Origin of the sequence: Anabaena sp. FACHB-595 (assembly GCF_048568275.1) — a bacterium.
GTDB lineage: Bacteria > Cyanobacteriota > Cyanobacteriia > Cyanobacteriales > Nostocaceae > Trichormus.
In genome coordinates this window covers 3,529,213-3,553,165 of record NZ_CP183473.1, presented here as the reverse complement: position 1 = coordinate 3,553,165, position 23,953 = coordinate 3,529,213, and the positions used below count along the sequence as shown (strand labels likewise).

Annotated in this window: 23 protein-coding genes; 17 read left to right on the top strand and 6 right to left on the bottom strand. The window is 41.8% G+C overall.

Annotation, left to right across the window (positions count from 1 at the left end; all coding sequences use genetic code 11):
* Positions 1–22: 22 nt before the first annotated feature.
* The 11 genes from ACN222_RS14550 to ACN222_RS14500 all read left to right on the top strand — a co-directional run bounded on the left by ACN222_RS14550 (position 23) and on the right by ACN222_RS14500 (position 11,363).
* Complete coding sequence (locus ACN222_RS14550; RefSeq protein WP_010997065.1) at positions 23–247, top strand: indolepyruvate ferredoxin oxidoreductase subunit alpha; 225 nt, start codon at positions 23–25, stop codon at positions 245–247.
* 241 nt (positions 248–488) lie between these two features.
* Positions 489–1,274: a PEP-CTERM sorting domain-containing protein gene (locus ACN222_RS14545; protein WP_010997064.1), complete on the top strand. Its 786-nt coding sequence runs from the start codon at positions 489–491 to the stop codon at positions 1,272–1,274.
* Positions 1,275–1,354: 80 nt separating this feature from the next.
* A complete protein-coding gene (locus tag ACN222_RS14540; RefSeq protein WP_010997063.1) occupies positions 1,355–2,098 on the top strand; it encodes an ABC transporter ATP-binding protein in 744 nt (247 codons plus the stop codon).
* A 134-nt stretch (positions 2,099–2,232) separates the two neighbouring features.
* A complete protein-coding gene (locus tag ACN222_RS14535) occupies positions 2,233–3,390 on the top strand; it encodes a transporter substrate-binding domain-containing protein (protein WP_010997062.1) in 1,158 nt (385 codons plus the stop codon).
* A 244-nt stretch (positions 3,391–3,634) separates the two neighbouring features.
* The gene (locus ACN222_RS14530) at positions 3,635–4,366 is read left to right on the top strand and encodes a carbonic anhydrase (RefSeq protein ID WP_010997061.1); all 732 of its coding nucleotides are present in this window, start codon (positions 3,635–3,637) and stop codon (positions 4,364–4,366) included.
* A gap of 145 nt (positions 4,367–4,511) precedes the next feature.
* Positions 4,512–5,129 carry a metal-independent carbonic anhydrase gene (locus ACN222_RS14525; RefSeq protein WP_010997060.1) on the top strand — a complete coding sequence of 206 codons (618 nt, stop codon included), beginning with the start codon at positions 4,512–4,514 and terminating at the stop codon, positions 5,127–5,129.
* A gap of 349 nt (positions 5,130–5,478) precedes the next feature.
* On the top strand, positions 5,479–7,686 hold the full coding sequence (locus ACN222_RS14520; protein ID WP_010997059.1) for a heavy metal translocating P-type ATPase: 2,208 nt from the start codon (positions 5,479–5,481) through the stop codon (positions 7,684–7,686).
* Positions 7,687–7,690: 4 nt separating this feature from the next.
* On the top strand, positions 7,691–8,179 hold the full coding sequence (locus tag ACN222_RS14515; protein ID WP_044521541.1) for a Mov34/MPN/PAD-1 family protein: 489 nt from the start codon (positions 7,691–7,693) through the stop codon (positions 8,177–8,179).
* Between the two features lie 71 nt (positions 8,180–8,250).
* A complete protein-coding gene (moeB, locus tag ACN222_RS14510; protein WP_010997057.1) occupies positions 8,251–9,423 on the top strand; it encodes a molybdopterin-synthase adenylyltransferase MoeB in 1,173 nt (390 codons plus the stop codon).
* A 136-nt stretch (positions 9,424–9,559) separates the two neighbouring features.
* Positions 9,560–10,129 carry a Uma2 family endonuclease gene (locus ACN222_RS14505; RefSeq protein WP_010997056.1) on the top strand — a complete coding sequence of 190 codons (570 nt, stop codon included), beginning with the start codon at positions 9,560–9,562 and terminating at the stop codon, positions 10,127–10,129.
* Positions 10,130–10,190: 61 nt separating this feature from the next.
* Entirely contained in the window at positions 10,191–11,363 is a 1,173-nt protein-coding gene (locus tag ACN222_RS14500) for an MFS transporter (protein WP_010997055.1), read from the top strand.
* Positions 11,364–11,372: 9 nt separating this feature from the next.
* Here the strand turns inward: ACN222_RS14500 and ACN222_RS14495 are convergent, their stop codons facing one another.
* From ACN222_RS14495 to ACN222_RS14480, 4 genes are all read right to left on the bottom strand, one after another.
* On the bottom strand, positions 11,373–12,191 hold the full coding sequence (locus tag ACN222_RS14495) for an SDR family oxidoreductase (protein WP_010997054.1): 819 nt from the start codon (positions 12,189–12,191) through the stop codon (positions 11,373–11,375).
* Between the two features lie 773 nt (positions 12,192–12,964).
* Positions 12,965–13,375, bottom strand: coding sequence for a HetP family heterocyst commitment protein (locus tag ACN222_RS14490; RefSeq protein ID WP_010997053.1), 411 nt, complete (start codon positions 13,373–13,375; stop codon positions 12,965–12,967).
* A 399-nt stretch (positions 13,376–13,774) separates the two neighbouring features.
* Positions 13,775–13,927, bottom strand: coding sequence for a hypothetical protein (locus ACN222_RS14485; RefSeq protein ID WP_158303717.1), 153 nt, complete (start codon positions 13,925–13,927; stop codon positions 13,775–13,777).
* A 55-nt stretch (positions 13,928–13,982) separates the two neighbouring features.
* The gene (locus tag ACN222_RS14480; protein WP_010997052.1) at positions 13,983–14,213 is read right to left on the bottom strand and encodes a hypothetical protein; all 231 of its coding nucleotides are present in this window, start codon (positions 14,211–14,213) and stop codon (positions 13,983–13,985) included.
* A gap of 245 nt (positions 14,214–14,458) precedes the next feature.
* Between ACN222_RS14480 and ACN222_RS14475 the strand changes: the two genes are divergently transcribed.
* From ACN222_RS14475 to ACN222_RS14460, 4 genes are all read left to right on the top strand, one after another.
* A complete protein-coding gene (locus tag ACN222_RS14475) occupies positions 14,459–15,361 on the top strand; it encodes a cation diffusion facilitator family transporter (protein WP_010997051.1) in 903 nt (300 codons plus the stop codon).
* 547 nt (positions 15,362–15,908) lie between these two features.
* Positions 15,909–18,164 carry an ATP-binding protein gene (locus ACN222_RS14470; RefSeq protein ID WP_190449567.1) on the top strand — a complete coding sequence of 752 codons (2,256 nt, stop codon included), beginning with the start codon at positions 15,909–15,911 and terminating at the stop codon, positions 18,162–18,164.
* Between the two features lie 46 nt (positions 18,165–18,210).
* Positions 18,211–18,666: a response regulator gene (locus ACN222_RS14465; protein ID WP_044523073.1), complete on the top strand. Its 456-nt coding sequence runs from the start codon at positions 18,211–18,213 to the stop codon at positions 18,664–18,666.
* A 2-nt stretch (positions 18,667–18,668) separates the two neighbouring features.
* Positions 18,669–20,609: a PAS domain-containing protein gene (locus tag ACN222_RS14460; protein WP_010997048.1), complete on the top strand. Its 1,941-nt coding sequence runs from the start codon at positions 18,669–18,671 to the stop codon at positions 20,607–20,609.
* Between the two features lie 156 nt (positions 20,610–20,765).
* Here the strand turns inward: ACN222_RS14460 and ACN222_RS14455 are convergent, their stop codons facing one another.
* Entirely contained in the window at positions 20,766–20,957 is a 192-nt protein-coding gene (locus ACN222_RS14455) for a hypothetical protein (protein ID WP_010997047.1), read from the bottom strand.
* 99 nt (positions 20,958–21,056) lie between these two features.
* Positions 21,057–21,836, bottom strand: coding sequence for an imidazole glycerol phosphate synthase subunit HisF (gene hisF / locus ACN222_RS14450; protein WP_010997046.1), 780 nt, complete (start codon positions 21,834–21,836; stop codon positions 21,057–21,059).
* Positions 21,837–21,990: 154 nt separating this feature from the next.
* Between hisF and ruvB the strand changes: the two genes are divergently transcribed.
* Positions 21,991–23,091: a Holliday junction branch migration DNA helicase RuvB gene (ruvB, locus tag ACN222_RS14445; RefSeq protein WP_010997045.1), complete on the top strand. Its 1,101-nt coding sequence runs from the start codon at positions 21,991–21,993 to the stop codon at positions 23,089–23,091.
* Between the two features lie 40 nt (positions 23,092–23,131).
* A complete protein-coding gene (locus tag ACN222_RS14440) occupies positions 23,132–23,938 on the top strand; it encodes a tetratricopeptide repeat protein (RefSeq protein WP_010997044.1) in 807 nt (268 codons plus the stop codon).
* Positions 23,939–23,953 lie beyond the last annotated feature (15 nt).

The window sequence follows — 23,953 nt, the reverse complement described above, 5'->3', positions numbered from 1 at the left end:
AAAAAGAGAGGGGAACGAGAATATGCCACACACTATTGTTACTGATGTTTGTGAAGGTGTTGCCGACTGCGTAGATGCTTGTCCAGTGGCTTGTATTCATGAAGGCCCTGGTAAAAATGTCAAGGGAACAGATTGGTACTGGATTGATTTTTCCACTTGTATTGATTGTGGTATCTGTCTACAAGTATGCCCTGTAGAAAAGGCGATCGTGCCAGAAGAAAGACCAGATTTGCAGAAGACTCCGTAATTTCGGTTATTTATTCCAGGAACATACTTAAGCAAACAGGCATCTTTCAAACTTGAAGGTTGCCTGTTTTTCTGTAAATGTACAGAATTCTAAATCAAATACCAAAAAAATATGAAAGGTTGCTAAATTTATTGTAAAGATGAGAAGCCATCTGGCTACTCAATCCTCGGTATTCCCTAGACTATTTTTTCAGGCAGAGTTGTAGAAATCCATATCTATCGAGAAATGATAGCGATAATTTATGAAAAGGCTCAGTATCTTACCTAGTGTTCATCTCTGCGTTTTCAGCCTGTCTTGTGTTGCTATTAACTTGCTGTCATCACAAAGCGCCACAGCCGCTAGTTTTGACCTGAATTTTACAGCCTTAGCCGGAACAATTAATGTAAATCCATTAAATAAAGCTTCAACTGCTATATATAGATCTGATCTTGCAAGCCTTGGTTTTGATATTACAGCAATTAAACTCAGTGACATTATAGGTATAGCCGCAGGTTCTCCTGGTAAATTTAGCGGTTTTGATTTAGATGCTATTAAAATCAGTAGTACGTTAATTACAAATGCTGAAGATGTCAAAACCCTTCCTGGGTTAGATGTGTTTGATTTTACTCCACCTCAAACTATTTTTTCCCCTGGAACCAAACGTGATCCTGGCAATTCAATTTATGCCCACTATTTTGCTGGTGACGATTTATTTGGTAGTAAAGACGGTGAAGTAAATAACAGTATTGCTACACTAGGTAGTTTTGATGCCAACGCCATAACTGATAATACAGCCAGGGGATTTCTGAGTTTAGGTGTAGGTGGGGAAATTTTATTTCAACTGACCCAAAAAGTCTCAACAGCTAGCCCATTGTATCTTTACATTGGGGAGGTAGGTAATAATGGTGAGCAGGTAAGAGGTCGAGTGACGGCTATCGGTACAATCAGTAGTACAACTACTGTTCCTGAACCTGCTAGCTTAGGGGCTTTGTCTTTAATGGGACTCTACTTAACAAGACGTATTTGGAAAAAGAAGAAAATTGTATAATTTCGGATAAATTATAATTGAGTTTTTTTGAAACATAGGTTGAACGCCTATGTTTTATAATTTTCAGAATTAAGGATTTTATGTCAGGTTCAGCACAAAATTTTACTCCTCTGCTAGAAGTTGAAAACGTCCATGCAGGATACATCAAAGATGTAGACATATTGCAGGGGGTGAATTTTCGAGTTGAATCAGGGGAACTAGTGACAGTAATTGGCCCCAATGGCGCTGGTAAATCTACCTTAGCAAAAACCATTTTTGGACTTTTGACACCCCATACAGGCAAAATTACTTTTAAAGGCAAGAATATTGCTGGACTTAAATCGAATCAAATTGTGCGCCTGGGAATGTGTTACGTGCCGCAAATCGCCAATGTCTTTCCATCCCTCAGTGTAGAAGAAAATTTAGAGATGGGGGCGTTTATCCGCAATGATTCCCTGCAACCATTGAAAGACAAAATATTTGCTATGTTTCCTAGATTAAGCGATCGCCGTCGTCAACGCGCAGGCACACTCTCCGGCGGAGAACGTCAGATGCTGGCAATGGGCAAAGCTTTAATGTTAGAACCTAGTTTGCTGGTGTTAGATGAACCATCTGCTGCCTTATCCCCAATTCTAGTAACACAAGTATTTGAGCAAGTTAAACAAATCAATCAAGAGGGAACAGCAATTATTTTAGTTGAACAAAACGCCCGTAAAGCTTTAGAAATGGCAGACCGTGGTTATGTACTAGAATCTGGACGTGATGCCATATCCGGCCCCGGACAAGAGTTATTAACTGATCCTAAAGTAGCTGAATTATACTTAGGCGCAGGGAAAGGGCATTAGGTAAGTCTGACCAAGACAATTGATTCACTCAGGGTAAAAGCCCCTGAATTTATTATTGAAAATCTAAGGCGGTTAGTAATATTTGTCATGGGTTGGGAATGATAGATATTGCATATAAATCTTAGAGAATATTTATGATAAATGCGATCGCCCAAAGATTTTCTCAATTTGTTGCGGCAAGGAACATAAGGCGTTTCCTGAAACTCCCTATCTGGCTAGGAATGGTATGCGGAATTTTGGTGTTGTTCCTAGTTGTTCATCCAGTGCAGTCCCAAGAACCTGAAACTCAAAAATCCTTTGTCGTAGCTACTAGAGCTATTCCCCCCTTTGTCTTTACTGACAATGGTGAACTATCAGGATTCAGTATTGATCTTTGGCGCAGTATTGCCAGCCAGATAGGTGCAGAGTCTAAATTCGTGGAATATCCAAGCGTTCCTGATTTGCTCTCATCTGTGCAGAATGGTAAAGCCAATGCAGGGATTGCAGCCATCTCAATTACAGCTGAACGTCAGCAACAATTTGACTTTTCCTTACCCATGTTTAGTGGGGGATTACAGATTTTAGTACGCAATCCAAAACTCAGTAATAGTGGCACACCTAATATTTTGTCACTATTCTTATCGACAACGATCTTACAAGTGCTTGGCTTGGCTTTGTTGCTCATTGTCATAGCCGCACACGTCATTTGGTTATCTGAGCGTCATCAAAAAGAAGGCATGATTTCCCAATCTTACTTTCCTGGGATTTTCAAAGCCTGTTGGTGGGCTGCTGCTACCTTAGCAACTCAAGCTGATGAAATGCCCAAAGGAGTCATCGGTCGGATATTAGCTATTATTTGGATGTTTATCGGTGTACTATTTGTCACTTACTTTACAGCAGCTGCTACCACTTCGCTAACTGTGCAACAGTTACAAGCAGATATCAACAGTGTAAGTGATCTACCAGGCAGGGTGGTGGCAACAACAACTGGTAGCACAGCTGCAACATACTTAAAACAACAGAAAATTTCTGTCTTAGAGGTTCCCAAAATTGAGCAAGCTTACGATGCTTTAGAAACAAAAAAAGCTGAAGCTGTTGTTTTTGACTCTCCTGTACTTCTGTTCTATGCTGCTAATCAAGGTCAGGGAAAAGTAGAGGTTGTGGGCAGTGTCTTCCGCGAAGAAAACTACGGTATTGTTTTGCCTAATAATAGCCCCTACCGTAAACCTATTAATAATGCCTTACTGAAACTCAAAGAAAATGGCACTTATCAATCACTGTATGATAAGTGGTTTGGTGTCAAGGACAGTTGAACTAGGGAGTATACAATCTGGCAAGTGTAGGTTTTTCATAAGGTTAATGAGTAATGACTATAAAACCAGCAACGGAATAATGGTTGCATCCACCCCTACACCCCTATACCCTAAAGCCAGTGTTTTAGGGTTTGACTACTAACTAATAATTAAATAACTCTTAAAGCGTGTGCAAAAGTACTCTTGAAACTTTGTTAAGTTTGGTATCTTTCTGATAACAGTCAAACTGTTGTTAGGTAAAGAAATGAGTCGAATCAATGGATTTATTGGCCGTCGTAATTTCTTAGGGTTAGCCGGCGCGGGAAGCTTGGTTGTTGCTGCTAATGCTTGTGCTGGTAGTTTGACTGTAGGTAAAGAAGAACCTGCTATTGCTGATGTCAAATCAATTAACCTTAATCCAGTAAATCCACAAAAAGCTTTAAAGCTTTTACTGGATGGTAATCAAAGATTTGTCAAAAGAAAACCAAAGTATCCTAACCAATCACGGCAAAAACTGCAATCAATTGCCAAAGCACAGTATCCTTTTGCGGCTATTTTGGGTTGTGCAGATTCGAGAGTCCCGGCGGAAATTGTTTTTGACCAAGGGCTGGGGGATTTATTCGTGGTGCGAGTAGCTGGTAATATTGCCAGTGATATGGCGATCGCTAGTTTGGAATATGCTACATCTGTACTCGATACACGGTTGATTGTCGTTTTAGGGCATACAAAATGCGGTGCTGTGGCAGCCAGTGTGAAAGATGAACCCCTTCCTGGCAGAATCGGCTATTTGGCGGAGAGTATTAGACCAGCCTTGTCAAAATTACCGTCAAAGTCCAAGGATGTTAATAAAGCAGCTGTTATTGCTAACATCCAGTACCAAGCTGAAAAGCTGCAACAAAAATCAACCATTTTGGCACAGTTAGTTAATAAAGGTACTGTCCAAATCATTGGTGCTGCTTACGATATTGATACCGGAACAGTCTCAGTAATTTCTTAATATGACTTACGCACCCAGTTTGTCTGTTGAGACTGGGGGTAAGGGAAAGGCCTTTTCATGTTTTCTTGTGTAGGCATTTTATGATGGCTACTTAAAACCTCAACTTGTGAGAATATAAATAGATACAAACTAAAGCATTTACTGAATGAATCTCTTCAAACCGAGGATTCTAGTATTATTTGCAGCCACCGCACTTATATCAGGTATTGCAATTGTCGCCCAGACATCCGTTGCCGACTCCGGTGACAAAATCACGGCTACTTCCAGTCTGAAAACGCCAATCGTCAATAGGGCGATTACTGAAAGCGAAGTGTTGGCTGCTCAAAAGGCTTGGGGGGAAGCTTTGGTGGCTATTTCCACAACCTATGATGCGAAAGGTAAAGCATCAGCTAAAGCTTTAGCTGAAAAGGTGATTGACGATGCCTACGGTTATCAATTCGGCCCCGTTCTTTTCAAGCCTACACTCGCCATATCTCCCCGTACCTTCCGCACCACCCGTGCAGGGGCTTTGGCATACTTTGTGGGGGACGATAAAGCTTTTCCTGAGGACAAGGGTTTTGCTTTGAGTAGCTGGCGCAAAGTAGAGATTAAGAATGCAGCGATTTTCATCACTGGTAACACAGCTACTACGATGGGTAACGTAATCATCACCGACAAACAAGGTAAGGCCACCACGGTAGACAAGACTTGGCAGTTCTTGAAGGATGATCATGGTAAGCTGCGTATTATTACGCATCACTCCTCACTACCTTATGAACAATAAGATATTCATAAGACTTACGCATGAAACCGAAAGATCAAGGGTTTGAACAAGGGTATGGGGGTATAAATGTTTGACACTCTTACATCCCTTACTCTTAAACCCTTACACCCGGTCTTAACAGACAACCTGGGTGCGTAAGTCCTAATTTATTTAAACTTAATCTTTAAAAATAATTTCATTGGCTAGAAATAATTGAGCAAGGGTATTCAATATACTTATATTCACAGTTAAAGTCCTCACAAGCACTTGATTAGTCTTGTTATGGCATAACTGTTTTGTGGGATATTGAATTCATTGCAACGATAGAATCCCACTCATTAAGTCGCTACACCACCATGAGGGGGAAATCATGACTGCCACCAAGCCGGAAACTAGTAAGCAAGTGGCTCAGAAATCAAGTATCATCGCTGGAGTTGCCTACAGTGTAGTGCATACAATTCCAGGCAGAATCAGATTTCGCGTTCCCCTGGTAGCCCATGACCTCTATTATGCTCAACGCCTGCAAGAATTACTAGAATCTGACAGTCACATATTGGAAGTACGGGTTAATCCCTGGGCAGCTTCTGTTGCTATTAGATATGAGCAATCTGCTAGCAATAGGCTCATAGAAGCTTATCTGGTAGGTTTACTTCATCAGGCTAAATTTAGGCAACCGTCAACAGTCAACCGTCAACAAGTAACAAAATCAGATAATGCTGGTGTAAAATTGCCAGTTTTGGCAACCGTGTTAGCTGTATTGGGTTTGGGGTTCCCCATTCCCAGGGCAATAATTGCAGCGACGGTAGGACTTGCAGCTTTACCGGTAGCGAAACGTGCTTATACTAGCATTACCCAAAAACGAAAATTAAATATAGATTGTCTAGATTTTATCGCGATCGCCTTAACTTCTGCCCAAGGAAACCTGTTAACACCAGCTTTGGTGATGACACTGCATGAAATTGGCGATATAATACGCGATCGCACCGCCAGAGTTACGGAAAATCACGCTGCCGATTTACTGGCTTCTTTGGGGCATTACGCTTGGGTTGCACAACCAGATGGGCAGAAAAAACGCCTCCTCGCTACACAAGTACAACCACAAGATACAGTCATAGTCTATCCCGGCGAACAAATCCCCGTAGATGGGCAAATATTAAGGGGTAAAGCTTTAATTGACCAACAAAAACTCACTGGTGAATCCATGCCAGTTTTGCGTCAGGTGGGAGAAGCGGTTTATGCGTCCACCTTACTCAGGGAAGGAGAAATTTACATCCAAGCCGAACGAGTAGGAACAGCTACCCGTGCTGGTGCAAGTATCGAGTTAGTCCAACAAGCACCCGTTCACGATACACGCATGGGTAACTACGCGGCGGACATTGCCGACCAAGCCATATTACCATCTCTAATTTTTGCCGGACTGGTATTTGCAGCCACCCGCAACCCTGCCAGGGCTGCATCTATCCTCACCCTTGATTTTGTCACAGGTATCCGCGTTTCCCTACCTACAACTTTCCTCGCCGCCTTACACCACGCCACAAGACACGGTGTTCTCATCCGTAGTGGTCGCGCCTTAGAAAAATTGGCACAGGTAGATACATTAGTTTTCGATAAAACAGGCACATTAACCAAAGGTGATATCGAAGTTGTGGAGGTGGAAATCATCGCCGACAGAATCACCACCCACAGACTTATAGCCCTAGCCACCGCCGCCGAACAACGCCTAACCCACCCAGTAGCCGAAGCCGTGGTACGTTATGCCGAGAAACAAGGTATAGAAATTCTGCCCAGGCAAGAATTTGAGTATGAAATTGGCTTAGGTGTACGAGCCGAAATTGACGGTGAACAAGTTATAGTAGGGAGCGATCGCTTTTTGCGTCAGTGTGGCATTCCCCTCGATTGTCTTTATGAACCACATAGTTGCAACCATGCAGATTGTCCCAAGCACCTCAATTGTCGCATCTCCGCCCATGATTCTTTACTGTATGTGGCAGTAAATCAGGAATTTCAAGGCGTAATCTATTACACAGACCCCCTGCGCCCAGAAAGCCCAGCCGTAATTGAGAAACTACAAACCGAATACGGCATGGAAATACATCTACTGACAGGGGATAATCAGCAAAGGGCTATGGCTGTTGCGGCGGAACTCCATCTTCCCCTATTCCAAGTCCATGCAGAAGCATTCCCCGCACAAAAAGCCGAAATAATCCAGAAATTCCATGATTCAGGTAAAACTGTCGCCTTTACCGGCGATGGTTTAAATGATTCCATCGCCTTAGCTTATGCCGATGTCGCCATTTCCTTTGGTAGTGGTTCCGAAGTAGCTAGGGAAACAGCCGATGTTGTCCTGATGGATGATAACTTAACTAGTTTTCTCGAAGCAATAGCGATCGCCCGTCAAACCCAAGCAGTCATTAAACAAAATATCAGTTTAGCCGTAGTTCCCAACCTAGCCGCTTTAGGACTAGCGACCACAGTAGGAATACATCCCCTAGCGGCAACTGTAGTTCATAATGGTTCAGCCATTGCAGCCGGGTTAAATGGTCTGCGTCCCCTCATGCACAAAGACCCGCCAAGGTAGAAAGATGAATCAACCAACTATCAAACTCTTACCAGAACATCAGCAAACCATCCTCAGCCATGCTGAAAGCGTCTATCCTCAAGAGTGTTGTGGGTTGATGATGGGATATATAGCCAATGGGGTGAAAACTGTTGTGGAAGTCATACCTACCGCTAACGCTTGGGAGACAGAAGCAGATAACTTTACCCAAGAAATAAATAAGACAAATATCACTTCCCCAACTTCCAGTTTAAAAAGAAGATATGCGATCGCTCCTCAAATTATGTTACAGGTACAAAGAGAAGCACGGGATAAGTCACTCAATATCATTGGTATCTATCATTCTCACCCTGATCATCCTGCCATACCTTCAGAATGCGATCGCCTCTATGCTTGGGCTGGATACTCGTATATAATAGTTTCCGTCCAAAAAGGTATAGCCAGTGACATCCTTAGTTGGAGTCTTGATGACAATCATCAGTTTCAATCAGAAATAATTGATAACATAACTTAAATACTTAAGACTAAAGACCGACATCATTTTTCGATACAATCAGTAGTCCGCGCTTCCGCATTCAAACTCCTATGCTTAATCCCAACCTGGAAGATATCCAGTTAACTAAAGACGACTACGAACGCTACTCCCGCCACCTGATTTTGCCAGAAGTGGGAGTGGAAGGGCAAAAACGGCTCAAAGCTGCCAGTGTACTTTGTATCGGTACAGGTGGACTAGGTTCACCACTACTGTTATATTTAGCCGCCGCCGGTATTGGACGCATCGGTATAGTCGATTTCGATGTCGTTGATACTTCCAACCTGCAACGCCAAGTCATCCACGGAACATCATGGGTAGGTAAACCCAAAATTGAATCTGCAAAGAACCGCATACATGAGATTAACCCCTATTGTCAGGTTGACCTCTACGAAACTCGTCTCAGTTCCGAAAATGCCCTAGATATCATCAAACCTTACGATATCGTGGTGGATGGTACAGATAACTTCCCTACCAGATATCTAGTCAACGACGCTTGCGTATTGTTAGATAAACCCAACGTCTACGGTTCAATTTTCCGCTTTGAAGGACAAGCCACAGTCTTTAACTACGAAGGCGGGCCGAACTACCGCGACTTATACCCAGAACCACCACCACCAGGACTAGTTCCCTCCTGTGCAGAAGGTGGAGTATTAGGGATTTTGCCAGGAATTATCGGTGTAATTCAAGCCACGGAAACAGTGAAAATTGTTTTGGGCAATGGTAATACTCTCAGTGGTAGATTGTTGCTGTACAACGCCTTAGATATGAAATTCCGTGAGTTGAAACTGCGTCCCAACCCCATACGACCAGTAATTGAAAAACTGATAGATTACGAACAATTCTGTGGTATTCCTCAAGCCAAAGCAGCCGAGGCGCAAAAAATGCAAGAAATTCAAGAAATGACTGTTACCGAACTCAAGGAATTGCTGGATAGTGGGGCGAAAGATTTTGTCCTGCTAGATGTGCGTAACCCCAACGAGTACGAAATCGCCAAAATTCCTGGTTCTGTATTAATACCTTTACCAGACATTGAAAATGGTAATGGTGTAGCCAAAGTCAAAGAAGCCCTCAACGGACACCGCTTAATTGCTCATTGTAAATTAGGTGGGCGATCGGCAAAAGCCCTAGCCATCCTCAAAGAATCGGGGATTGTGGGGACAAACGTTAAAGGCGGAATCACCGCTTGGAGTCGGGAAGTAGATCCATCCGTTCCTGAATATTAAGACTAATAGTTGTAATGTAGAGAACAAGCGGGGGAAATTCACAACTTTGAATTTCCCCTTTTCTGTAATCTAACATTGCATAATTTGAATAATAGTCAATATTTCTTTGCTGGGATTGTTTTAGGAGTAATTGCTGATGTCGTTATCAACTCCAGTATTCGCCAACAAGACACTAGAGGAGTTTCTGAAATTACCAGAAACTAAACCCGCCAGTGAATATATTGACGGTAAAATCAACCAAAAACTGACGCCTCAAGGAGAACATAGCACCTTACAAAGTAGTTTGGTGACAGCTATTAATGAGATTGCTAAACCACAAAAATTAGCTTACGCATTTCCTGAGTTACGCTGCACGTTTTCGGGAAATTCTATAGTTCCAGATATTGCTGTCTTTGAATGGTCACGTATTCCTTTACGTCCTAATGGCAGAATTGCCAATCAATTTGAAATTTCCCTCGATTGGATTATTGAAATTCTTTCTCCAGAACAATCCCCTAATCGGGTTATCCGTAAAATAATGTTTTCTATGCAAAATGGTGCAAAGCTAGGTTGGTTTCTCGACCCTAATGATGAATCTATCGTGGTTTTTCAACCTGATATATTACCAGAAATCAAAGCAGGGAAAGATATTTTACCTGTTATGAGTGTATTGGCGAATTGGCAATTAACTGTAGAAGATATTTTTAGTTGTTTGAATTTTAGTTGAAAAAACAAATAATACATATTTTGTAGGGGTTTACGGCGTAAACTCTTCTTTTTAAATCTTTATGAATGTATCAAAATCGCATATCTTATGGGTACAAGTTTGGGTATTGGCAGCACTACAGGGAGCAATCACCCTTGCTTGGATCATATATAACGCCTACGTACCCCAACTTCTAGTTCAGTTTGGTTTTCCCGCATCCTTGGCAGTGGGTTTGCTGGTGCTGGAAAATGCCTTGGCTGTGATTATGGAACCACTCATGGGAGGGCTTTCTGATCAAGCACAGCGTTGGGTGGGTAGTCGATTTCTGTTAATCTCCGCAGGGGTGATTCTATCAGCGACACTATTGATCGCTATCCCCTGTATTGTCACTTTCGTTCCCCCTACCGTTGTTTGGCGATCGCTTTTACCAATAGTATTGGTAGCCTGGGCTTTGTCTATGACAGTGTTTCGCAGTCCGGCGATCGCTTTATTAGCCAAATACTCAATGCCTGCCGAGCTACCTTTAGCATTTAGTGTTGTAGTCTTGACAGGAGGTATAATTGGTGCATTTCGACCAATTGCCAATAAGTTTATCCTCAGTTTAGGGCCAATTTTTGCTTTTGCGATCGCTTCTTTCGTGTTACTGGCTGTAACGGCTGCATTGCGCTTCGTCAACCCTCCTAGTACACCCGTTGCCAATCCAAGAGAAATTACACAGTTACCCAACAGAGAATTAAGTTTAATTTTAGGTACTGGTTTTGGTGTGGCCTGGGGTTCGCGGTTAGTCATGGATATTTTAGGAAAAATTCTCCCAGTCCAACTGCAAATCACCAGTAATGATTGGTTGATGGTATGGGTAGGACTAGCGATCGCACTTGCCAGCTTACCTGCGGCATGGTTCACTATGAAAATAGGCGATCGTCAAGCCATGCTGATTGGTATTGCCCTAACTACTTTGTCACTACTAGTTATGGTTTGCTTCAATATCCCAATTCCTTTTTTATTAACCCTAATTGTGGGATTTAGTGCCATTATCAACGGTACAATTCCGTTTTGTTTACGACTAGTGTCTCAACCTTGGGAAGGTTTGGGAATTGGGATGTATTTTGGTGGGTTTGCTTTAGCGATGAGTTTATTTGGAGCAATTTTTCCCCAACCCCAACAAATTACACCAGTTGCAGGTCTAATTGGGTTGATTTTAGCTTTTTTACTAGCTGGGGGATGTATTGCGGTTAGTGGTGAGACTAATTCTTAATTCACCTTTTTAAGTGGGTAATTGTAAAAAAAGTGTTTCCCAATCAATAGTAGGTGGTCTTATTCCCTTATTGACCAGTTCAAAAACCTGTCCTTCACTAGCTGAATAAAAAATAGATTCCACACAAGCTGCGGCGACATCAATTCTACTCGCGTCACCTGCTAAGGTGTCACCTTTGCCAATAACTACATTTAGCTTACCGCCTGTGGTAGCTTTCAGGAGTGTATTCAGGTCATAGGAAGTATAGGGGCCATCAATTAAGCGTCCTGGGCGAATGATGGTATAAGGTAACCCAGAATTGATAATCGCTTCCTCTCCCTTTTTTTTGGCATCTAGCACACCGAAAGCATTCAAAATATTAAAAGGCGGCTGATCCTTGCGAAGAATCCCCACGGAAGATACAAACACAAACCTGCTCAAATTTTTAGGTGCGGTGGCGACTAAGTTACTCACACCCTCTGCATCAACCTTGGCTGGTGTATTTTTTGCCGTTGCTTCTCTATAGTCAGAATCTAGAAGAATTTTACCCCATTCAAACAAGTTGGGTTCTGGGTCAAATTCCCATCTAGCAGAGGGAAAGGCTGTAGTTCCAGTACAACATATAATGTGGGTGACATGATCCACTGCTGCTGGGAGTGTGTTGGGTTTGCGGATGTCGCCTACAAAAACCTCAACTTTGTCATTGAACAGCTTTTTGGCTTTTTCGGCGTTCCGTGTGAGGATGCGAACCTTTGCACCCTTCTCCAATAACTTACCCACGACAATTTGTCCTACTCCACCAGTCGCACCAACAACTAACACCAAATCTTCAGTTCTTCCAAAAGTCATAACTGTCCTAGAGATAGCCTATTTTTAATTTACTCAAAAATATGAGTATGCTGTTTGCTACCACAGGGGGATATCACAGACAAAAGCCCGGTGGTTATGTCCGGGCTTTTGTAAATGCAGTGGGGATATATTCCCCAAAGGTTTTGATATAGAAGTTCTGTATAATTCGTTGTACTGATAGGTAATACCACGGCGTTTTTGGCAATTCCGGAAAAACAGCAGAAATTTTTCGCGGTTTACATGAGGAATATACTGATAGCTTGAAGGCGTAGGATGGCGATAAGCAGAGATTTTGTTGTAATTTACCGCATTTTTACTGATGAATTATTTATCTGGTAGCTGGCAAGAATGGTTAACTGTATCAGCTTATTTGGGTTTGATGGTTGTTGTCATGTGGTTTGTATTTACCACACAGAGGAGATGAATCAATTCAAAATTCAAAATTCAAAATTAAAGACAGCCACCCACAATTCCTGATCCAGTCTCGTGGGCGGTGAGTGCAGCCACACGTGCGGCTATGCCGCCGGGTGGACTGCCGAACCCGAAGGGGTTTCCCGACTTGAGAGAACTGGCGTTGGGGTTTCTACCTACCTTGTGAGATAAGGATTTTTTCGCCCACTAGGGGCGTTAGCGTAGCGGGACGCAAGTCCGGTTTTGAACCTAGCTTTTTCCGATAAAACAGGGGTGTAAGGGTTTTAAGTATTTACGCCCCTATACCCTTACCCCCTTACACCCAGTCTCAACAGACGACCTGGGTACATAAATTCTGCTTTCTATTGATTCCGGCTATACATTACTGCCATTTTTGTTTCTAAATACCCTGGAATATTTCCCCTCTTATCTGGTTCAGGAGTGGTTAAGTAATCAGAATTATTCGACTGGTTTAAATCCTGAGTAGAAGCTTTATTAACTACGCTAGAGTTAGTTATGGGGGAATTGGCACTTATGGATTTTCCATTATTTAATGAACCAGGTATATTGGCAACTTGTCTATTGTCCTTCATAAGACGGCTATAAGTCCGTTGGGGAATAAAGTGAAGAGGATTGTACCCAACAAAACGTAAAATTAAAACACAAGCCCAAGAATATCTTCCATCAGTAATAGCTTCGATGACTTGATTCAATTGTTCAGTCGTAATTATTTTGTGAAACCGATTTTGGGAAGAATTTATGTGGTAGCTCATAGTGTCTTGGAGATATTTATCTAAATATGAAATTTATAGACTGATTCCACCAGTTTTTAGCTGTTTATGGAACATCAAAAAATAAACTATCCGCAATTAATGGTTTGGCAATGTGCGTCAGCATGAACCATTTCTAATTATATTTAGGTACTATCAAATTGATGCGCCATACATTTTGGATATGGTATTTGCATGGAGGCTGAATTAAATGAGAACCTTGCTATTAGTCATTTCATTTGCTATTGAGATAGCCGTCTTAGCTCCATCTATTTTGCTTTTAAACCCCAGTAGTTGAGTTAAGTAAAATCCTTCAACTATAAGAGTTTAGAAGCAATTACCATGATTTTTTAATCAAAAAATGCTTGTTATAAAGATAAGGTCTAGTAATCGTAGAAATAGTTAGCAATTGCCCAAGAAAAGTTTTGCTGATTCGATAGTGTGTAATTTTGTCTGTTCTGGAATGCTGAAGATGGTAAATAAGTGATCAAGAGCATCACTTTGATTGTCCCATTTTTGAACTTTGCCGTTAGAAGATTGAAGATTTATTACCATTTCTTAACCCCAGATACTATTTTCACAGACAAAAAATTTATCGCAAAACAGTTACCTAAAATACAGAATACAATTTTCCTACGTCCAATTCAGCCAGTTTGGCATTTTTTGTCCATTTCCCCAGAAAAACGGAGGGTGAGGGAGATGAAGAATCACTATTGACTGTGCGGCAGTCGCATTCTTCTGTAAGTTCGCGGTAGCGTTGCGTAGCAAAGACAGATACTGCGCCTTCACAAAGTGTCCCGTAGGGAAGATTGCGAGCGGTAGCGACGCTCTTGAGCGTCACCCGGAAGGTTGACGGCTGACTCTTAATGATAAAAATATGCTGTATTCTTTCAAATAATTACTACTGTCTAACTATGTTATGACAGTTTTAAACTATAATTAATCTCAATAAAATAGATATTCAATTAACGATAACAGAGATATATAAGTCTTACAGTGTAAGACTTTGATACATTTGATTGATGTTTAAATATCTACATTAGAAGTAAACTTAGAAGTCATAGAACTGGGTGTTTAAAAATATCTATGGCTTACGATAACCGTGCGGTGGTACGCAAAGTTTTATTGATTACCCTACTGCTCAACTTGTTTGTTATGGGGTTAAAAGCATTTGTAGGGTATTTAACTGGTTCTCTCAGCTTGTTAGCCGATGCGTTGCATAGTGTGACAGATAGTGCTAACAATATTCTCGGATTATTCGCCAGTAGCTTTTCTTCTCCATATCCCGATCGCGAACATCCTTACGGACACCACAAATTTGAAGCTGTGGGTGCTTTGGGAATCGCCGCCTTTTTAGGAATAGCCTGCTTTGAAATTCTCCAAGGTGCGATTGAGCGTATTCTCAAGGGTGGCGCACCTGTCAGAATTTCACCGCCTGAGTTGTGGTTGTTGCTGATTGTTTTGGGCGTAAATATTTTTGTGGCGTTCTATGAACGTAATGAAGGTAAGCGGGTAGGTAGTCAAATCTTAATCGCCGATGCGACTCATACTATGAGTGATGTGTGGGTAACAATCTCAGTAATATTTGGTTTGATTGGGGTTTGGCTTGGGTATCAATGGCTAGATATAGTGTTAGCTTTTCCGGTGGCGTTGTTGGTATTTTGGAGTGGTTGGTCAGTGTTAAAAGAGAATTTACCTTGGTTGGTGGATCAAATGGCGATCGCACCAGAAGCCATACACGCGATCGCCGTTGCTGTACCTGGGGTAATTAATTGTCACGATATCGCCTCACGGGGTGTCCTTGGTCGTCAAATCTTCATGGAAATGCACTTAATAGTTGATGCGCCAGATGTGGAAACGGCTCATCGCATCACCGAAGAAGTCGAAAGACGACTAGAAGAACGCTTCAGTCCAGTCAGGATTATCATTCACGTCGAACCACCAAACTATGAGTCTGAGCAAATCAGTTTTGAAACGGGATCGAAATAGAGAATAGGGGAAAAAGGCTGTGTTCATCGCGCCTAGCTGCGAAAAAATCAAATAGGATGGCGATCGCTTTATTTGATTTAATACAACTACATCTTTATTTATACTTCCACAAGCAAAGTCTTACTGCTATATTTAGCATTTTGAATTGAATTTAAGCCTACTCATGTATACAAGTACAAATAATGAGTAAAGAGATGATTACTCATATCTGCACGAATTGTTATGCTGAGACAGTCAAGTATTCTTGATGGACAAGAATTCAGTATTTTTTAATGCTTCAATATAATTGTTACATCAATAGGACTTACGCATGAAAACGAAAGATCAAGGGTTTGGACAAGGGTGTAGGAGTATAAGGGTATAAATGCTTAAAACCCTTACACGCGCCAGTTTGTAACCTGCGGGAACGCTTAACAGCAAACAAGTAGGGAGACCCGTCCACGCAACTGGCTCCCCTATACCCTGATACCCGGTCTCAACAGATAACCTGTTCGCGTAAGTCCTAATCAAAAGTCTTGGTAATGGTTGTAATTTTAAGGACTGAGAAGTGAACATCAACGATATCACTATTCCCTTTCAGGTAGACCTCAGTAACTGTAGCAAAGAGCCAATTCATATTCCTGGGTTAATTCAACCTCATGGAGTACTTTTAGTATTACAAGAAGTAGACTTAACGATTCTGCAAGTTAGTAATAATACATTCAATATTTTGGGAAGACATCCCGAACAGTTACTCAATCAACATTTAAGCTGTTTACTAGAAGCGGAACAACTTAGTTTATTAAAGGATTGTTTGGCACAGGAAGATTTACAAATTATTAATCCCCTGGAATTTATTATAAAATCCCATAACGAAAGCATTAGTTTTGATGTTATTGCCCATCGTTCTAATAATTTGTTAATTTTAGAATTAGAAGCTAATTTATCAGACAAAACCCATTCGTTTTTCCGATTTTATCACCTTGTAAAACTAGCGATGCTAAAACTACAAGGTACAGCAACCACAACAGAAATCAGCCAGATATTAGCTCAAGAAGTCCGGAAAATTACTGGCTTTGATAGAGTGATGGTTTATCGTTTTGATGAACAGTGGAATGGTAAAGTTATTGCCGAAGTAAAACCAGAATATCTTACATCTTATTTAGGGTTAAATTATCCAGCATCTGATATTCCACAACAAGCTAGAAAACTCTATAGCCAAAACTGGCTGAGGTTAATCCCAGATGCTAAATATCAACCAGTACCAATTGTTCCCATTAATAATCCCCTCAATGACCAGCCTTTAGATTTAAGTCGCTCAGTTCTTCGCAGCGTCTCCCCATTACACATTGAATATATGCAGAATATGGGCGTGACAGCTTCTATGTCGATTTCAATCATGAAAAATCAGAAGTTATGGGGACTCATTGCCTGCCATCATCAATCACCAAAATATATACCCTATGAAATACGGAGCGCCTGTGAATTTTTAGGACAAATGACTTCTGTAGAAATGAGTGCCAAAGAAGATAGTGAGGATACAGAAGATAAAATTCAAGTGAAATCGGTGCATAGCAAATTAGTACAATATATGTCGGCTGAAAATGACTTTATTAATGCCTTAATTGACCATCAGCCGAATATACTTGACCTGGTAAAAGCACAAGGAGCAGCAGTTTGTTTTAACGGTAATTCTTGTACAGTTGGTCAAGTTCCTCCCATGCCAGATATTCAAGTTCTTGTGGAATGGATGAGTCAAAATATACATGAGGAGATTTTTGCCACAGATTCACTCGCAACAGTTTACCCAGATGCCGAAAAATTACGGGATGTGGCTAGCGGCTTGATAGCGCTTTCTATTTCTAGAAGTCAGAAAAACTATATTTTATGGTTTCGGCCAGAGGTGGTAAGAACTGTAGATTGGGGAGGAAATCCTCATAAACCTGTAGAAGTTATAGCAAATGGTGAAATACGCCTATCACCTCGCAAGTCTTTTGATTTATGGAAAGAAACTGTACTTTTAAAATCACAACCGTGGAAATCTCATGAAGTGAATGCAGCACTAGAGTTAAGAAGCGCAATTATTGGTATAGTGTTGCAAAAAGCGGATGAACTAGCACAGCTCAATATTGAACTGGAACGCAGCAATCAGGAACTAGATGCTTTTGCTTATATCGCTTCTCACGATTTGAAAGAACCACTAAGGGGAATTCATAATTATTCTAATTTTTTGATGGAAGATTATGGCGAAATTATCGATGCACCAGGAAAGGAAAAGTTACTCACCCTGATTCGTCTCACCCAACGGATGGAAGATTTGATTGATTCGCTGCTGCATTTTTCCCGTTTGGGACGGGTTGATTTATCCATGCAGGACACCGACCTCAATGAAAATGTGCATCGCATTCTAGATATGTTAAGTGGGCGAATTGAGGAGACAGGGGTGGAAATTAGGATTTTACAATTACTGCCTGTAGTGTACTGCGATCGCATCCAAATCGGCGAAGTCTTCAGTAATCTGATTGCCAACTCCATCAAATACAATGACAAAGCCAACAAATGGATTGAAATTGGCTACATCGACAATCCACCGCTACCACCCACATTTTACGTGCGAGATAATGGCATTGGTATTCGAGAAAAACACTTTGAAACTATTTTCCGCATCTTCAAACGACTACACAGCCCTAGCAAATATGGCGGTGGTACAGGTGCAGGACTCACCATAGCCAAAAAAATTGTCGAACGACACGGCGGTAAAATTTGGGTGGAGTCAACCTACGGCGAAGGTAGTACGTTTTATTTCACGCTGCAAGATGTGTAGCAACATGACCAATTCAAAATTTAGAGAACTTTTAAGCACTCCCCAGATGATTGGTAACAACACCCAACCTTTATTAGTAATTGAAGATAGCGACGAAGACTTTGAAGCCTTCCAGCGAGTCATGCAACGAGAAGTAGTGTTAAATCCTGTTTTTCGTTGCACTGATGGCGAGGATGCTTTAGATTTTCTCTACCATGCAGGAGCTTATCTCAACCTGGAAATGGCTCCTTGTCCCTCGATTATTTTGCTTGATCTTAATTTACCGGGAACTGATGGACGAGAAGTATTAGCCCAAATTAAACAGGATCATAACCTGAGACATATTCCTGTGATTGTCCTCACAACTTCTTGTAATCCTAAAGATATTGAAATATGTTACCGATATTGCGTCGCTAGTTATATCCTTAAGCCTATAGATATAAACCGTTTAGTTAAAACAATTCACAGTTTTTTAACTTACTGGTTAGATATTGTGATTCTTCCTGATGCTGTTAGCAATTAGTCATGGCACAACCGCTAACCGTTCTAATTATTGATGATTGTGTTGAAGATCGCCAAGTTTATCGCCGCTATCTCCAGCAAGACCAAGAGCATAACTATACAATTCTGGAAAAAGACTCAGGAGAGGAAGCACTGGAATTATGTCGGCAGTTGCAACCTGATGTAATTTTATTAGACTTTTTACTGCCAGACCAAGATGGACTAGAATTTCTGGCTGAATTACAAAAGCTGGTCAAGGGAAGTATGCCAGCTATAGTCATGTTAACTGGTTACGGTAATGAAGCGATCGCCGTACAAGCAATGAAAAGTGGTGTTCATGACTATCTGGTAAAAGAACAAACAACAGCAGAACGTTTACGCTCAACTCTCCACTCAGCAATTATCCAAACGCGATTACGTCAAGAACTCTCCCGGAGTGAGGAGCAATTACACAATAGCCAAAAATTTATTAAACGCATTGCAGAAACCACTCCGGGAATTCTATACGTTTACGATTTAGTCGAAAAGCGCAATGTTTATCTCAATGGTAAGGTTGGAGATTTATTAGGTTATACTCCCCAAACGATTCAAGATTTGGGAAAAGAATTTCTCATCAAATTAATGCACCCTGAGGATTTAGTTCAACTTCCGCAAGTATTTCAGCAATTTGACTCAGCCAAAGATGGGGATATCATCGAACATGAGTATAGGATGCACCACGCTAATGGTGGATGGTGTTGGTTTTTTAGTCGTAATTCCGTGTTCACGAGGAATGCTGATGGTTCACCACGCCAAATAGTTGGTACAGCCTTTGATATCACTGCTCGTAAGCAAGTTGAAGAAGAACTGCGCTCTAGCAATGAACGTTTCCGACTAGCAGCCGCCGCCATTAATGCTCTCATTTATGAATGGGATGTAAAAAAAGGTACGGTGACCAGAACGGAGGGACTGACGCGGATTTTAGGCTACTCTGTGGAGGAAGCCACCCCAACTATTGAATGGTGGCAAGAGCAAATTCATCCTGAAGACCAGGATTTTTTGGTTCAGCAATTCCAAAATTTACCTGTTAATCAAAATCGTTATACTTTTGAATATCGCATTCGACACAAAAACAAACAGTATTTATACGTATTAGACCAAGGGGTAATCACCAGAGATGAAAATGGCCAGCCAGTGCGAGTAGTCGGCAGTACAACCGATATTAGCGATCGCAAACGTGCGGAAACAGAACGCAACCAACTATTGCAATTAGAAAAATTAGCTCGTGCAGAAGCGGAAGCCGCCAATCACACAAAAGACGAGTTTGTGGCCATGGTATCTCATGATTTGCGATCGCCTCTGAATGCAATTCTCGGTTGGTCACAATTGCTACGTACTCGCCAGCTTGATGAAACCACATTTACCCGTGCCTTAGAAACCATTGAACGCAATGCTCAATCACAGTCAAAACTTTTGGAAGACTTACTGGATATGTCTCGTGTCCTCAGAGGTAAGTTACAGTTGGAATTTTGCCAAGTAGATTTAGCTGCCATTATTGGTGTAGCAATTGAGACTGCTTATCCCTCAGCAAAAGCTAAGAATATTCATTTAAAGTCTGTGATAGATGAATCAATTCCACTGATTCCTGGTGATATCAATCGCTTGTTACAAGTTTTAGGCAATCTGCTCTCAAATGCGATTAAGTTCACACCCCCAGAGGGACAGATCACAGTCCAACTATCATATACAGACTCTGAAGCCCATATCACGGTTACTGATACAGGTATTGGTATTAAGTCAGAATTTTTACCCTACGTTTTTGATCGCTACCGTCAAGCAGACTGCCAACATAAACAACATGGTTTGGGTTTAGGGTTAGCGATCGCCCGTTATCTCATAGAATTACACGGTGGGGCGATTCATGTCACTAGCCCTGGTGAAGGACAAGGAACTACTTTCACTATTAAATTACTTTTGTATAAATAATATTTGTGCAAATTGGTAATGCGTAAAGATTCCCTACTCTCCATCTGATGCGGTGATTGGTGATTTTTTATTTGCCAATCCCGAATTCCTCACAAGTTCCTCAAATTTAATCAATATCATAAATACGATCTCATGATCTTGGCTTGTGGGTACCGATTACTTAACTTGTAACAAATAGCTCATGCAATGCCCCATGAGAAAGTAGACTACTAACATAGCCGCAGCAGCTAACGCCACCAATGTGCCTGCCAACATGAGAGAGAATTCCTTATGTTCTACAGCCTTCTCCATTAGGTGCAGTGACCAAGCCACCAGCGCCACATCAAATAATAAAATAGGAATCAACATATTTTTTAATATTTATTAATACTTGTAAAACAATCTTAACATCCTTTTCGAGAACTGTACCCGACTTGTGCTAGACGTAATGTAAATTCCATGATGTCTTTAGAACTGTGTGTATAAGCGGACAGGAACTTGGCTCTCGTGCAAATAATTCTTAATTTCAGCCACGCTGAGTTGACCATAATGTAGCAGCGATGCCAATAACGCAGCTTCCGCTTTCCCTTCAGTTAAGGCAGTGTATATATGTTCACAGTTACCCGCACCACCGGAGGCAACGACTGGTATTTCTACTGACTCAGCAATTGCCCGTGTTAACTCGATATCATAACCGGCTTGAGTACCATCAGCATCCATACTTGTTACCAATAGTTCTCCTGCACCCCGCTTTTCTACTTCCTTCGCCCATGATAAGGCATCTAAACCAGTGTTTTCCCTACCACCACGCACGTAAACATCCCAGCCGGGATTACTAGGATCTACTCTGCGTCTAGCATCAATTGCTACAACAATGCACTGATTACCAAAGTGATCGCTCGCTCGATCAATTAATTCTGGGTCACGTACCGCCGCAGAGTTAATACTAACCTTGTCTGCCCCAGCGCGTAACAAAGCTTTAACATTTTCTAAGGATTGAATACCACCACCTACAGTCAGGGGAATAAAGACCTGCTCGGCAGTCCGGTAAACAACGTCAATGATAGTATCTCGGTCTTCATGAGTAGCCGTAATATCCAGAAACACTAACTCATCAGCCCCAGCATCGTTGTAAACCTTCGCCAGTTCTACAGGATCGCCAGCATCCTTAAGATCAACAAAGTTAACTCCTTTAACTACCCGTCCCGCCTTCACATCTAAACAAGGTAAGATTCTTTTAGATAACATAATAATTTTTTTACTCCTGGGTAATTGTCCGGAATTTAAATTTTAAATTGACCTGTGTATTTTCTCACTAAAATCTTCGCCGCCATTTCTACTACCAGTATTACGGCGAAGAATTAACGCAAACAGTCCTAAACTTAGAGTTGCAAGCTGAATTATGGCGATCATCTCCTCAAAAAAACAGCCCCCAGAACCCAACGGACAACCAAACAAGCGCCCGGAGTCAGCACCATCCGTTCCCAAAGAGAAGGTTTTGCAACCTGAAGCTGCTATTGATGAGCAAGGTAAGCAAGAAGAAAGTATCAGACCACAAAGATTTGCCGACTACATCGGGCAGAAAGACCTGAAAGACGTGCTGGACATTGCCATCAAAGCAGCCAAGTCGCGGGGTGAAGTTTTGGATCACTTGCTACTGTATGGCCCGCCAGGATTGGGTAAAACAACAATGGCAATGATATTAGCTTCGGAAATGGGAGTCAATTACAAAATCACTAGTGCGCCTGCTTTAGAACGTCCCAGGGATATTGTCGGGCTACTAGTGAACCTCAAACCCGGTGATATTTTATTTATTGATGAAATCCATCGACTTTCGCGGATGACCGAAGAAATTCTCTATCCGGCAATGGAAGACTACCGCTTAGATATCACGGTGGGTAAAGGTTCCAGCGCCCGGATTCGGAGTATACCTTTGTCCAAGTTTACCTTAGTGGGGGCAACAACCCGCGTGGGTGCATTAACTTCACCACTGCGCGATCGCTTCGGCTTAATTCAAAAACTGCGCTTTTACGAAGTTGACGAACTCAGTCAAATAGTCCTGCGGAGCGCTCAGTTACTCCAAACCCAAGTTACCGACGACGGAGCCACAGAAATTGCCCGTCGTTCACGGGGAACACCACGTATTGCCAATCGCTTACTTAAACGCGTCCGCGATTATGCACAGGTAAAATCCTGTGCAGAAGTTAGCCAAAACATTGCCGCCGAAGCACTACAGCTATTTCAAGTAGACCCATGCGGACTCGATTGGACAGACCGCCGAATGCTCAGTGTGATTATCGAGCAGTTTAACGGTGGCCCCGTAGGTTTAGAAACAATCGCCGCCGCTACCGGAGAAGATACCCAAACAATAGAAGAAGTATACGAACCTTACCTGATGCAAATTGGCTATCTCAGTCGGACTCCCCGTGGTCGCACAGCCACCAAAGCCGCATATAAACACATGGGCTTTACACCACCAAATGAGCAGCTATCTTTACTGTAGTAATTAGTCAACAGTCAACAGTCAACAGTCAACCCAGATAATGATTAAGTTAATTAGTGTTGTTCTCAGCTTATTAGTTTTATTTGGCTGGGTTACACCAGTCATGGCACAATCTCAACAACCATGGATTACCCAGGAACAAATAGAACAAGGGGAGGAATGGAAAAATCAGGCATTTACTGCCACAAATAAAGGTGATTTTGTCACCGCAGAAAAGTATTGGACAAGAATTATTGATAATTTCCCTACTAATGCTGGGGCTTGGAGTAATCGGGGCAATTCGCGGGTGAGTCAGAATAAGTTACAAGCCGCGTTGACAGATTTCAACAAAGCTATAGAATTAGCCCCAAATGTTACCGATCCGTATTTAAATCGGGGTACAGCATTAGAAGGCTTGGGGAAATGGTCTGAAGCGATCGCCGATTATAATCATGTCTTAGAACTCGACCCCAACGATGCAATGGCCTATAACAATCGGGGTAATGCTAAAGCAGGTTTAGGGCAATGGTCTGAAGCGATCGCTGATTACCAAAAATCCTTTGAAATTGCCCCCAACTTTGCCTTCGCCCGCGCCAACTATGCTATTGCCCTCTATGAAACTGGGCAAAAAGATGAGGCAATCCGGGAAATGCGTAATATTGTTCGTAAATACCCCAACTTCGCAGATGTTCGCGCCGCCCTAACAGCTATCTACTGGGTAAACGGACAACAGGGTGAAGCCGAAAGCAACTGGGTTGCGGCTTATGGTTTAGATACCCGATATAAAGATATGAACTGGGTAAAAAATATCCGTCGCTGGCCGCCTAGTATGGTGTCAGCCTTAGATAAGTTTTTGCAAATCAAATAAGATATGTTTACTTTA

Coding starts and splice junctions, on each gene's coding strand:
- ACN222_RS14500 (WP_010997055.1), top strand. CDS start 10,191: ATGAATGTATCAAAATCGCATATCTTATGGGTACAAGTTTGGGTATTG.
- ACN222_RS14460 (WP_010997048.1), top strand. CDS start 18,669: ATGGCACAACCGCTAACCGTTCTAATTATTGATGATTGTGTTGAAGAT.
- ACN222_RS14515 (WP_044521541.1), top strand. CDS start 7,691: ATGAATCAACCAACTATCAAACTCTTACCAGAACATCAGCAAACCATC.
- ACN222_RS14550 (WP_010997065.1), top strand. CDS start 23: ATGCCACACACTATTGTTACTGATGTTTGTGAAGGTGTTGCCGACTGC.
- ACN222_RS14520 (WP_010997059.1), top strand. CDS start 5,479: ATGACTGCCACCAAGCCGGAAACTAGTAAGCAAGTGGCTCAGAAATCA.
- ACN222_RS14525 (WP_010997060.1), top strand. CDS start 4,512: ATGAATCTCTTCAAACCGAGGATTCTAGTATTATTTGCAGCCACCGCA.
- ACN222_RS14545 (WP_010997064.1), top strand. CDS start 489: ATGAAAAGGCTCAGTATCTTACCTAGTGTTCATCTCTGCGTTTTCAGC.
- ACN222_RS14455 (WP_010997047.1), bottom strand. CDS start 20,957: ATGTTGATTCCTATTTTATTATTTGATGTGGCGCTGGTGGCTTGGTCA.
- moeB (WP_010997057.1), top strand. CDS start 8,251: ATGCTTAATCCCAACCTGGAAGATATCCAGTTAACTAAAGACGACTAC.
- ACN222_RS14540 (WP_010997063.1), top strand. CDS start 1,355: ATGTCAGGTTCAGCACAAAATTTTACTCCTCTGCTAGAAGTTGAAAAC.
- ACN222_RS14505 (WP_010997056.1), top strand. CDS start 9,560: ATGTCGTTATCAACTCCAGTATTCGCCAACAAGACACTAGAGGAGTTT.
- ruvB (WP_010997045.1), top strand. CDS start 21,991: ATGGCGATCATCTCCTCAAAAAAACAGCCCCCAGAACCCAACGGACAA.
- hisF (WP_010997046.1), bottom strand. CDS start 21,836: ATGTTATCTAAAAGAATCTTACCTTGTTTAGATGTGAAGGCGGGACGG.
- ACN222_RS14440 (WP_010997044.1), top strand. CDS start 23,132: ATGATTAAGTTAATTAGTGTTGTTCTCAGCTTATTAGTTTTATTTGGC.
- ACN222_RS14475 (WP_010997051.1), top strand. CDS start 14,459: ATGGCTTACGATAACCGTGCGGTGGTACGCAAAGTTTTATTGATTACC.
- ACN222_RS14495 (WP_010997054.1), bottom strand. CDS start 12,191: ATGACTTTTGGAAGAACTGAAGATTTGGTGTTAGTTGTTGGTGCGACT.
- ACN222_RS14530 (WP_010997061.1), top strand. CDS start 3,635: ATGAGTCGAATCAATGGATTTATTGGCCGTCGTAATTTCTTAGGGTTA.
- ACN222_RS14485 (WP_158303717.1), bottom strand. CDS start 13,927: ATGGTAATAAATCTTCAATCTTCTAACGGCAAAGTTCAAAAATGGGAC.
- ACN222_RS14535 (WP_010997062.1), top strand. CDS start 2,233: ATGATAAATGCGATCGCCCAAAGATTTTCTCAATTTGTTGCGGCAAGG.
- ACN222_RS14465 (WP_044523073.1), top strand. CDS start 18,211: ATGATTGGTAACAACACCCAACCTTTATTAGTAATTGAAGATAGCGAC.
- ACN222_RS14490 (WP_010997053.1), bottom strand. CDS start 13,375: ATGAGCTACCACATAAATTCTTCCCAAAATCGGTTTCACAAAATAATT.